This is a genomic window from Arcanobacterium sp. (ex Cirak et al. 2026) (genome assembly GCF_053585065.1).
The window spans coordinates 99120-110881 of the sequence record NZ_JBQJCE010000006.1 but is presented as its reverse complement, the minus strand read 5'-3'; the positions used below and the strand labels follow the sequence as shown (position 1 = coordinate 110881).

Genomic DNA, 11762 nt, shown 5'->3' with positions numbered 1-11762 from the left:
CTCCCCTACCTCGCCCCCCCCCCCGGCGCCGCGCCCCCCCCCCCCCCCCCCCCCCCCCCCCACCTCTCACTTAGTGCGGTGATCACGCAACGATTGCGTGCTCGTCGTAGTGGTCGCCGTCAGCGTGGTGAAGGTGGCCGTCGTGGACGTAATCGATGTGATCTCCGTGCTTAATGGCATCATGGCCGCAGCTCTCACCGTGAGTGTGCTCAGCCATGGTGTGCTCAGCAATATGCTCGTCGTAGTGGTCGCCGTCAGCGTGGTGAAGATGTCCGTCATGGATGTAATCAACGTGGTCACCGTGGTTGATCAGGTCGTGACCGCAGCCTTCGCCGTGGGTATGCTCTGCGAGGGTGTGCTCAGCATGCTCGTGTACCGACATAGGGGTTCTCCTTAATTATTTATCGACGTGTGAGTATGTGGTTCAGCGGTGTGGAGGAGAGCATCTTCCACGATATGAGCCACGTGGTGATCTGCGAGTTCGTATCGCACGCTCATTCCTTCTCGAATGGCAGTGACGATTCCGGCTTCACGGAGCACTTTGAGGTGTTGGGACGTGAGGGGCTGTGCCATTTCCGTTGCGTCAGCGAGTCCGGAAACGGTCATTGGCTCCTGAATCATCAGAGCGACGAGCGCAAGACGCTTGGGGGAGCCCAGAGCCTTAAAGAGCGCAGCAGTTTCAGCGAGTGCATCGCACTGGGCGCGTTCTTCGGTTGCGTTTGTCTTGCTCATGGCTCTATTCTGCCAGGCTTATTAGAATATTGCAAGAACCTAATAAGGTGGATATTATTCTCAATAAGGATTCCTTTAGTGGGAGTGTGCTAGTGCGGTGGTGTGTATGTGGTGGCGATTTTGACCTGGGGTAGCGACGTGGGTGATGTCACCTGCAGAAGGTGGGTACGACGTCGTCGAGTGTCGAAGGATTGTGGTAGCCTGAAAAGGCCGTCTGCCGGCCACGGAGTGTCATGCTCGGGTGAACATGCCCCGGGCTCCGTGCAACGATCAAGGAGAAACGTATGGCTCTCGAAAAAGAGCGCAAGGATGCCATCATTGCTGAGTACGCAACACACGAGGGCGATACTGGCTCCCCAGAGGTTCAGGTTGCAATTCTGACTGAACGCATCAAGGGCCTCACTGAGCACTTCAAGTCGCATCAGCATGATCACCATTCGCGCCGCGGCCTCATGTTGCTCATCGGTAAGCGTAAGCGCCTTCTCCGTTACCTTGCGGAAGAGGATATTGAGCGTTACCGTTCGCTGATCTCGCGCCTCGGCATTCGTCGCTGAGGCAGCAAAGACGGCCCGAAGAAATTCGGGCCGTCTTTCCACGCGTACTCACTTCACACATGAAGTGAGTACAACCCATTCATCTCAAGGACACTCATTGTCTCCCTGAGGGGGCGAGTTCACGCCCAAAGAAGAAACATCCCCCGGTTGTCGGTTGTGGTTCGCGTACAGTGGCTCCAACGATGTGCGCAAATGACAAACGATGGCCGAAGGATTTAAAGAAAAGAAGGAGGTCCCATGGAGGGTCCTGAAATCAAGTTTGCCGAAGCTGTTATCGATAATGGCTCATTCGGTACTCGCACTATTCGTTTTGAAACTGGTTTGCTCGCACAGCAGGCTGCTGGCGCCGTCATGGCTTACCTTGACGGGGAAACCGTTGTTCTCTCTACTACGGCTGTTTCAAGCCAGCCCAAGGAGCATTTCGACTTCTTCCCACTCACTGTGGATGTCGAAGAACGTTCCTACGCTGCAGGCCGTATCCCCGGTTCGTTTTTCCGCCGCGAAGGCCGTCCGAGCACCGATGCCATCCTCGCTGCACGCCTGATCGATCGCCCGCTTCGTCCTGGCTTTGTTAAGGGGCTGCGCAACGAAGTCCAGGTCATTGAAACGGTTCTTTCTGTTCATCCTGATGACGCATACGACGTCCTGGCGATCAATGCTGCTTCGGCGTCGACTCAACTCTCAGGTCTGCCGTTCTCGGGTCCAGTTGGTGGTACCCGCATGGCTCTCATCGATGGTCAGTGGGTCGCTTTCCCACGTTTCAGTGATCTTCCGCGTGCAACCTTCATTATGGTCGTTGCAGGCCGCATCGTGGGCGACGATGTCGCCATCATGATGGTTGAAGCTGAGGGTGGTGAAAATGCACTGGCGAATATCGCTGCTGGTGGCACCAAACCAACTGAAGAAGTTGTCGCTGGTGGTCTTGAAACTGCCAAGACCTTCATCCGTGTTCTGTGTGAAGCTCAGTCGGAACTCGTTGCTCAGGCCGGAAAGGAAACACGCGAATTCCCGCTGTTCCCCGACTACACGCCTGAAGAGTTTGACGCAACGGGCGAGAAGCTCAAGGGGCACTTTGAAGGCTTGTGGGGCATCAAGGACAAGCATGAGCGCGACGATCGTCTCGGTGAGATCACCGCTGAAATTGTTCACTCTCTTACTGAAGAATTCCCTGAGCGCGAGCAAGCGCTGATCTCCGCAGTGAATTCCCACTGGAAGCAGGAAATGCGTCAGCGTGTTCTGACTACTGGTGAGCGCATGGATGGCCGCACGCCTGTGGAAATTCGTACCATCACTGCGCAAGCGGGGATTCTTCCGCGGGTTCACGGTTCAGCTCTGTTCCAGCGTGGCGAAACCCAAATCATGGGTGTCACCACTTTGAATATGCTCAAGATGGAACAGCAGATCGATAACCTGACGCCTGTGACACACAAGCGTTACATGCACCACTACAACTTCCCGCCGTACTCGACTGGTGAGACCGGTCGTGTTGGTTCGCCGAAGCGTCGCGAGATCGGTCATGGAATGCTCGCCGAGCGTGCGCTGGTTCCGGTACTGCCATCGCGCGAAGATTTTCCGTATGCCATTCGTCAAGTATCGGAAGCACTTGGTTCAAACGGCTCGACGTCGATGGGCTCAGTGTGTGCCTCGACCATCTCGTTACTCAACGCAGGTGTTCCGCTGAAGGCTCCTGTTGCAGGTATCGCCATGGGTCTGATCTCGGGAACGATCGATGGTGAACAGCGTTACGTTGCCCTGACCGATATCCTCGGTGCAGAAGACGCTCTGGGCGATATGGACTTCAAAGTTGCCGGCCCGCGTGACTTTGTCACAGCACTTCAGCTTGATACCAAGCTTGACGGTATCCCAGCCGAGGTTCTCGCAGCTGCACTTTCGCAGGCGCGTGATGCTCGTCTCGCGATCCTTGATCTCATCGAGCAAGCTGTTCCAGAAGTTGAGGAGATGGCAGAGACCGCTCCTCGCATTATCACTGTGAAGATCCCTGTCGATAAAATTGGAGAAGTCATTGGCCCCAAGGGCAAGATGATTAACCAGATCCAGGATGACACTGGCGCTGAGATCACAATCGAAGAGGACGGCACTGTCTTCATCGGCGCAACAAACGGTTCTTCTGCTGAAGCTGCTCGTGCAACAATTAACCAGATTGCTAACCCGCAGATGCCTGAGGTAGGCGAGCGGTTCGTTGGTACCGTTGTTAAGACCACCACGTTCGGTGCATTCGTTTCGCTTTCGCCGGGTAAGGATGGCTTGCTTCATATTTCGCAAATTCGCCGACTCGTTGGTGGAAAGCGTGTAGAGAATGTCGAAGATGTCCTCAACGTTGGAGACAAGGTCGAAGTTGAATTGGCTGAAATCGATGCCCGCGGCAAGCTCTCCCTCCATGCTGTACTGACCGAAGAACAGCTTGAGGCAGAGAAGGCGGCCGAGGCTGAGCGAAAGTCGTCTGGTGAGGACAAGGCAGACAAGCGTGAGCGCCGTCCGCGTCGTCGCACTCGTACTCGCTCACACGACGAAGACTGAGTAATTTGAGCGCGTAGGGCCCGGGAATATTTTCCCGGGCTCTTGTGCGCATTCGCTGAAGTTCGCGGCTGAGTAGGCTAAGTACTTCATTATTTTGATCTGTTGAATAACCTGCGCTGATACATCATTAAGCATGATTGAGCGCAGGGAATGTGGCACCCTTGGAGAGATTTCGATGTTTACCCGTATTGCGCTCACTGATGACCGCAGCGAGATCCGCTTTGAAGAGAATGGCGTGATTGGCCGTCGCTCAATCCTTCCTGGCGGAATTCGCGTTCTCAGCGAAAAAGTCCCAGGTCAGCGATCAGTTTCTTTGGCGCTGTGGATTGGTGCTGGAAGTCGTGACGAAGCCCCTGGTCATGAGGGCTCCACACATTTCCTCGAGCACCTTCTCTTCAAGGGCACTCATACACGCACGGCTCGAGAGATTTCTGAACTTGGCGATTTTCTTGGCGGAGCGATGAATGCGTCCACTGCACGTGCCTATACCAATTATTACGGCCGTGTTTTTGCCGATGATCTCCCTCAGCTCCTTGAGCTCTTGATCGACATGGTCACTGCCTCTCGTTTGGACGAAGCCGATATGGAACTCGAACGTGGCGTGATTCTCGAAGAATTGGCTGCCTCAGAAGACGATGTTTCTGAGGTGGCTGAGCAAGCAATTCTTCCGCTCGTCTGGGGGCAGCATCCACTAGCACGTCCGGTTGGAGGCTCTCGAGAAGCTGTACGGGCTCTGGCTCCCGAGGCAATGCGCTCGCACTATCGCACGAACTATCGTTCCGATGAGCTTGTCGTCACAGCAGCAGGCGACGTTGACCATGACGCCTTGTGTGCGATGGTGCTTGCACTATTGGAAAACTCTAGCTGGGATTTGACACCTGGCGTTGCGCCCCAAGCTCGCCGTCGGGGAGAAGATATTGTCTATGCGACGGGTGGCGAAAAAATGATCGCTCACCCAGGACGCCAAACTGCTGTCGTCGTCGGTATGCCGGGGTTAACTCTTTCTGATGCAGATGAGCAGGCAGCGATTGTGCTCGACACAGTATTAGGAGGTGGACAGTCGTCTCGCATGTTCCAAGAAGTCCGTGAAAAACGTGGACTAGCCTACTCCACCTATTCGTGGATGATGTCGAACCCAGAAGGTGGCATCTTTGCGCTCGAAGCGCAGTGTCAGCCCGATGTTGCACACGAAGTTGCCCATGTGATGCAAGAATGTCTCAACGAAATTGCTGCCAACGGAATCACTGAGCAAGAGTTGGTGACTTCGTTCCATCAACGCCGTGCGCAGTTGGTATTTTCCGCTGAAACGAACGGATTCCGCCGTTCGCGTTTGGGATTTGCTGAACTGATCCGCGGCGAAATTTGGTCAATCGAAGAAAATTTGCAAGCGGCAAAGTCTGTTACCTGCCATGCTGTCCAGCAGCTGGCTCAACGTTTGGCAGCCGGACCGCGTTCGTGTGTGATTGCCGGAGAGCGATAAAGCGATTCGACGTCAGGCAGAGACAGGAGGCCGCGGAACCTCTGCCAAAGTGACCCACCACAGGTGCTCAGTGATCTGTGTACCGGAGATTTCGGCTGAACGCCGTAATGGTCGGGGAACGAAGCCCGTTTGGGAAAGCACGGAGGTCACAGCGTCATTTCCGGCGATTGCCCAGATATGAAGTTCTGTTGCACCTCCTTCCCGCGCAATGTCGGTTAATGCGGCCATCAGGCGTGCTTCGTGGCCAGCCGATCTGAATCGTGGATCGACCTCGAAGTTTGTGATTTCAAACGCAACGCGTGGGAAACCTGTCTCAGGATCGTATCCATCGACTTGATCGCCGTCGAGAACGTAGGGATCAGAGGGAGCCATTGCAGCAAATCCTTCCACCTGTTGACCGGACAATGCCACGAGTACACAGTGTTTCGCAGAGGGAAGGTGCATCAGAGTGCTTTGCCACGCTGCGATCAAATCTGTGGCGGTGAAGGCAAACGCATCGTCGCGGATGTGAGCATCGGTTCCGCTGCGCACTGCGGCAGGTAACGTCGTCGCCTGAATCATGCCGATGGCCTCGGCGTCGGTGGGGAGAGCTGGACGAACTGACTGCTTTATTTCTAACACTGGCTTATTCTCTCATGGCTTGCTCATCGAGTCGTGGGCAATTCGTGAGAGAATAACACTGTGACTAAAGAGAAACTGCCGGCACCGCTTGCGCCGGATACTGTAAGAATTGTTCCCTTGGGTGGCATCGGGGAAATCGGCCGCAACATGACCGTTTTTGAATGTAACGGTCGCCTTCTCGTGGTCGATTGTGGCGTGCTGTTCCCGGAGGAGAACCAGCCGGGAATTGATCTGATCCTTCCTGATTTCACTTATATTAAGGATCGTCTTGACGATATCGATGCCATCGTTCTCACCCACGGACATGAGGATCACATCGGTGGCGTGCCATATTTGCTTCGCATGAGGAACGATATTCCGCTGGTTGGCTCAGAACTGACGATTGCACTCATTGAGTCCAAACTCGCAGAGCATCGTATTACTCCTTATACCTTGGTAGTGAAAGAAGGCGATGTCGAACAACTTGGTGCTTTCGAGTGTGAGTTCATTGCCGTTAACCACTCCATTCCAGATGCTCTGGCAGTGCTCATGAAATCAGCAGGTGGCACCATCCTTCACACGGGAGATTTCAAGATGGATCAACTTCCGCTTGACGGACGTGTGACGGATCTGCGTGCATTTGCTCGAGCTGGTGACGACGGCGTTGATCTGTTTATGGTGGACTCCACGAACGCTGAGATTCCAGGGTTTATCCGTTCGGAAGCTGAGATCGGGCCGGTAATTGAGTCTGTTTTCGCGCAGGCTACGGGCAAGGTTGTCGTTGCTTCTTTTGCCTCTCACGTCCATCGAGTCCAACAAGTGCTCAATGCCGCGCATAAATATGGCCGCAAGGTATGTTTTGTCGGTCGTTCAATGGTGAAGAATATGGGGATCGCGGCTGATCTGGGCTACCTTGAGGTACCGGAGAACACGCTGATCGATTTGAAGAAATCAGATTCGGTTCCTCCTGAGCAGATTTGCTACATGTCGACCGGTTCCCAGGGCGAGCCCATGGCAGTGTTGTCACGTATCGCTTCGGGAACACATAAATCGATTTCTGTGGGGCCAGGCGACACAGTTATTTTGGCCTCCTCTCTCATTCCAGGCAACGAGAATTCTGTGTTTGGGCTGATCAATCGGATGACAAAACTTGGTACCAACGTTGTTCACAAAGGCAATGCACGTGTGCATGTCTCTGGGCACTGTGCTGAAGGGGAGTTGCTGTATGCCTACAACATCGTTGAACCAGTCAACGTAATGCCGATCCATGGCGAACCACGTCACCTCGTCGCTAATGGAAAACTCGCTGTAAAGACAGGTGTCCCACCTGAAAACGTGATCTTAGCTGAAGACGGAACGGTGATTGACCTTCATGATGGAATGGCTAAGATCGTTGGAAAAGTCGATGTCGGCCTCGTCTTTGTGGACGGTTCGTCGGTTGGCGAGATCTCGGAGGCAGACCTCACTGACCGGCTCACTTTAGGAGCTGAGGGATTTATCTCGATCTTTGCTGTGGTTGACGGGCAAGAACGAACCATCCTGACAGGACCTCATATTCAGGCACGTGGTATGGCTGAAGACGATTCCGTATTCGAGGATATTCAAGATGACGTCACTGAAGCTCTTCAAAAGGCTGTGCTGAATGAATCCAATACCCCATACCAGATGCAGCAAGCGATGCGACGCGTGATTGGTCGGTGGGCTGCGCGTAAACTCCGCCGTTCTCCGATGATCTTGCCGACAGTCATCGAGGTATGACACGCGTCAGGATGAGCTAAAGAGACGAGCGAAAAGGAGAAGGATTATCTGTGGCTCCGCGTAAGGACACAAAAGGAAAAGACACATCGCTGTTGACTCCAGATACCCGTGAACATCATGATGGCCTTGCGATCTTCCTGATCGCTGTGGCGATTGTCGTCGCATTGCGGGAATGGTTTGGACTGTCGGGGCTTCTTGGAAGTGTCATTCACCATGTGACAGCCGGTCCTGTGGGATTGCTGAGCGTCTTCGCGCCCTTTTTAGTCTTCGTTACGGCGATTCGTCTGCTCAAACGTAGTGAGCCTGGAACCCACCGAAACTTCGTCGTTGGCTTGTCGATCTCTGTCGTCGCGTTGACAGGTATCGTTCATATTTATTGTGCATCGCCGGATCCAACGAAGAGTTTTGCAGCGGTTGAGGGAGCTGGCGGCGTTATCGGCTGGATAGCAGGATCAGGACTTTCTGCACTTGTTTCAGTGTGGGGCGCTGTGCCTCTGCTGATCCTTCTTGCGTTCTACGCAGTTCTGGTTGTTGTCAATAAATCGGTTCGTGACGTCATCGATTGGGTTCTTGAGCGTCGTCAGGCGCACGTGGAAGCCGACGACGCCGATGTCAAACACACACCTTCACTCCCGTTTGATCAGCCACAGGAAGTCGATGAGCCGGTGTCATCTTCTCGTTTACGGCGGAAGAAGCCACAGCCTCCGGCAGAGCCTGAACCGACAATTGAAGCTGCGCAATCAGATGATCTCACTCGTAAGCTGACTCGTCCGTTTGCGAAGAAAAAGGCATCCCCGTCTCAGCCACAATCAGCACCCGAAAGCGCGAGTGTACCGGAGCGGGATCACGGATCTTCTTCAGCCCAGAAAACTCTGGCTCGTAAACTTGAGCCACCGAAAAATTCTGAACCAATTCCGCCACGTATCGAACAGCTCGAACTCGCCTCGAATGTTACGTACACTCTTCCGAATTTGGATGTACTCAAGGTCGGTCCTCCCCACCTTGAGCGTTCAGAAGCAAACGACCGCGTCGTTGAAGCGCTCACTCGGGTGTTCTCAGAATTTAACATTGATGCTGAGGTTGTCGGCTTTTCACGTGGGCCGACGGTGACCCAATACGAGGTCGAACTTGGACCGGGTGTGAAAGTCGACAAGATCGAATCGCTCTCGAAGAATATCGCTTACGCAGTTGCTTCTTCTGATGTGCGTATTCTGTCACCCATTCCCGGTAAGAGCGCGATTGGTATCGAGATCCCGAACGCAGATCGTGAGACAGTTCTTTTGGGAGATGTTTTGCGATCACAGGTGGCCCGCAAACAGACACATCCGCTGGTCGTCGGTGTAGGAAAGAACGTCGGTGGTCAGTACGTTGTGGCCAACTTGGCTAAAATGCCCCATCTTCTCGTGGCTGGTGCAACTGGTGCAGGCAAATCGAGCTTCATTAACTCGATGATCACCTCCATTATGATGCGCGCGACTCCCGAGCAAGTGCGCATGATTCTCGTGGATCCGAAACGAGTCGAGCTGACGATATACGCTGGAATTCCACATCTCATTACGCCGATTATTACGAACCCAAAGAAGGCGGCAGAAGCTCTCGAATGGGTTGTTAAAGAGATGGATCAGCGTTACGACGATCTTGCGGCGTATGGCTATAAGCATATTGATGACTTTAATAAAGCGGTTCGTTCTGGCCAGGTCGTTGCTCACGAAGGATCTCAACGCGTGCTGGCACCCTATCCATATCTCCTTGTGGTGGTTGACGAATTGGCCGATCTCATGATGGTTGCTCCACGAGATGTTGAAGCATCGATCCAACGCATTACACAGTTGGCGCGTGCTGCAGGAATTCACCTTGTGCTTGCAACTCAGCGACCTTCTGTTGACGTTGTCACTGGTTTGATCAAGGCAAACGTTCCGTCCCGTCTCGCTTTCTCGACGTCGTCGGCAACCGATTCTCGCACCATCCTTGACTCGGTAGGAGCTGAGAAACTGATCGGTATGGGAGATGCGCTCTTCGCTCCGGCAGGTTCGATGAAACCGATGCGAGTTCAAGGAGCCTGGGTGGATGAGGACGAAATTTCGGCCACTGTCAAACACGTCAAGGCACAGATGCAAGCGGTCTACCGCGAAGATGTGATCCCCAAGGCTGAGAAGAAACGCATTGACGAGGAAATCGGTGACGATTTGGAGATTCTGCTCCAGGCTGCCGAACTTGTGGTCAATACTCAGTTTGGTTCGACATCGATGCTTCAACGAAAGCTTCGCATCGGCTTCGCGAAAGCTGGTCGTATGATGGATTTGCTTGAGTCACGCGAGATTGTTGGACCTTCGGAAGGATCGAAGGCTCGTGAAGTTTTGGTTACCCCTGAACAGCTGGGCGATGTGCTGGCCATGATCAAGGGAGAAGACATCAGCCTCCATCGCGATGACCACACCGAGGAGACCACGGATATCGATGATCGTGGAGATGAGGTTGTCTCTCGGCAAGCCTCACAGGTTGAAGCCGACGACGAATCCCTTGTGGCTCGTGATGAGGATGAATCCGAGACCATAGAGCAGATCGCGCGTACCGTGGTGATGGACGTTGATCATCGTTATGTTGACGATCCGATTGAAGAGCAGGCGCGTGCCGCACAGGCAAATACGGCGACAAACTACTACGACGAAGATGACGGCACTGGTGAGGGCGGCGAGGACGCTTGGCAGCTCACTGGTCGATAACATGGCATGGCTCCAGCTCGAAAGCTGGAGCCATGCCATGTTAAGAGGTAAGCGCGTCTATTGATTTCTGTTGATCGTGGACTATTTCATTCGCATGAGGGTTGGACCGCTGGCTGTGGGTGTGGGAGGAACGCGTCGTTCTTTTCCTGACCCTTTCATCACAGGGAAGGTGGCGTCAGATCGGGCAACAAGCTCACGTCGCGTCAGACTGCTTGTCTTCTTTCCTTCGATGAGATCTGAGAGAACATACAAATGCTCTCCGTGACCCCGGTCGTGGGTCACGGCTGTCCATTCGAGGTTTGTGACATGCGCTCGCCCTTTGGGCGGAATACTCACTGTGGCGGTAGTCAACAAGCCTGTTGTCACTCGGTGTCCATGCGATTCAACTGTTTGGCCCGAAATCTGGTTGCCTTGTGACCAGACAACCCACATTCCCTTGCCATCGACCCCTCCGTCGAGCTTGGTCACGGGTTGGGGAACGTGAGAGTGATTTCCGAAGACAAGATCGATTTCGCCCGAATCAGCCAATGTCTTGGCAATATTCGTCTGTTCGGCGATTGGTTGCGAGACGTATTCAGTACCCCAGTGCATTGAGACAACGACGAGATCCGCACCGAGTTTTCGGGCGCGCTTCGCATCCTCGATGATCGTATTCACAGGCTGTCCGAATTGTCCGACAACGTTCCACGAATACGGGTGTTTTTTGGGAATGGGAATGCCATTCGTCAACGTCGTCGCACTGAGGTGGGCGATTTTCACATCACGTGAACCACTGTGGTAGTTGTAAAACTGAATTTCTTTCGCTTGGTCAGCGCTTTTCGCTGTCCCGGCAAAGCCTAGCCCTGCTTGTGTCAGAGCATCAATCGTGGATTCAACTGCACCGAAACCACGATCCATTGAATGGTTTGTCGCAAGCGCACAACCGTCATAACCAATTTTCTTGAGAGATCGTGCCAAATCCCATGGTGCTCCAAACTGCGGGTAATTCGAGGGCTGTTCATCTTTGCGCACGATCGGGATTTCTAACGCGCAGATCGCGAGATCTGCACCCTTGATCCACTGCGAAATGGGTGTGTAGTAAGGGGAGTAGTCATAACCGCCATTAACTCGAGCAGCTTCATTGACCGATAAATGAAGCAAAATATCTCCGCCGTTCACGATCGTCATCGTCGAGGTTCCAGCCTGCGGATCTGTTGTTGAGGTTGTCGCAGCGCCCGACGAGGTGAGGGGAGCTGACGCTGTCTGGTGGGTCGACGTCACCGTCGTCGGAGATGCAGAAGTGCTCGGTGCCGAGCACGCAGCAACGCAACTGAGCGTAGCAATAATGACAAGTTTTTTTATTGCGCAGTGTTTCATCACTCACGATCATAGTGATGT

9 protein-coding genes are annotated in these 11762 nt (G+C 53.7%); 5 read left to right on the top strand and 4 right to left on the bottom strand.

The window, feature by feature from the left end; genetic code table 11:
* Positions 1 to 82 precede the first annotated feature (82 nt).
* Positions 83 to 382, bottom strand: a complete 300-nt coding sequence (locus ACTOVJ_RS04760; protein WP_449504104.1) for a hypothetical protein — start codon at positions 380 to 382, stop codon at positions 83 to 85.
* 11 nt (positions 383 to 393) lie between these two features.
* Positions 394 to 732 carry an ArsR/SmtB family transcription factor gene (locus tag ACTOVJ_RS04755; RefSeq protein ID WP_449502294.1) on the bottom strand — a complete coding sequence of 113 codons (339 nt, stop codon included), beginning with the start codon at positions 730 to 732 and terminating at the stop codon, positions 394 to 396.
* A gap of 284 nt (positions 733 to 1016) precedes the next feature.
* Here ACTOVJ_RS04755 and rpsO point away from each other — a divergent pair, with 284 nt between their 5' ends.
* The 3 genes from rpsO (at position 1017) to ACTOVJ_RS04740 (ending at position 5304) form a co-directional block, all read left to right on the top strand.
* Entirely contained in the window at positions 1017 to 1286 is a 270-nt protein-coding gene (gene rpsO / locus ACTOVJ_RS04750) for a 30S ribosomal protein S15 (protein ID WP_449502293.1), read from the top strand.
* 237 nt (positions 1287 to 1523) lie between these two features.
* Positions 1524 to 3824 carry a polyribonucleotide nucleotidyltransferase gene (locus ACTOVJ_RS04745; protein ID WP_449502885.1) on the top strand — a complete coding sequence of 767 codons (2301 nt, stop codon included), beginning with the start codon at positions 1524 to 1526 and terminating at the stop codon, positions 3822 to 3824.
* 175 nt (positions 3825 to 3999) lie between these two features.
* Positions 4000 to 5304: a M16 family metallopeptidase gene (locus ACTOVJ_RS04740; protein ID WP_449502884.1), complete on the top strand. Its 1305-nt coding sequence runs from the start codon at positions 4000 to 4002 to the stop codon at positions 5302 to 5304.
* A 12-nt stretch (positions 5305 to 5316) separates the two neighbouring features.
* Here the strand turns inward: ACTOVJ_RS04740 and ACTOVJ_RS04735 are convergent, their stop codons facing one another.
* The gene (locus ACTOVJ_RS04735; RefSeq protein ID WP_449502290.1) at positions 5317 to 5925 is read right to left on the bottom strand and encodes a GNAT family N-acetyltransferase; all 609 of its coding nucleotides are present in this window, start codon (positions 5923 to 5925) and stop codon (positions 5317 to 5319) included.
* A gap of 60 nt (positions 5926 to 5985) precedes the next feature.
* Here ACTOVJ_RS04735 and ACTOVJ_RS04730 point away from each other — a divergent pair, with 60 nt between their 5' ends.
* Complete coding sequence (locus ACTOVJ_RS04730) at positions 5986 to 7662, top strand: ribonuclease J (protein ID WP_449502289.1); 1677 nt, start codon at positions 5986 to 5988, stop codon at positions 7660 to 7662.
* Positions 7663 to 7712: 50 nt separating this feature from the next.
* Entirely contained in the window at positions 7713 to 10385 is a 2673-nt protein-coding gene (locus ACTOVJ_RS04725) for an FtsK/SpoIIIE family DNA translocase (RefSeq protein WP_449504103.1), read from the top strand.
* Positions 10386 to 10466: 81 nt separating this feature from the next.
* Here the strand turns inward: ACTOVJ_RS04725 and ACTOVJ_RS04720 are convergent, their stop codons facing one another.
* Positions 10467 to 11741 carry a CapA family protein gene (locus ACTOVJ_RS04720; RefSeq protein ID WP_449504102.1) on the bottom strand — a complete coding sequence of 425 codons (1275 nt, stop codon included), beginning with the start codon at positions 11739 to 11741 and terminating at the stop codon, positions 10467 to 10469.
* Between the last annotated feature and the right edge of the window lie 21 nt (positions 11742 to 11762).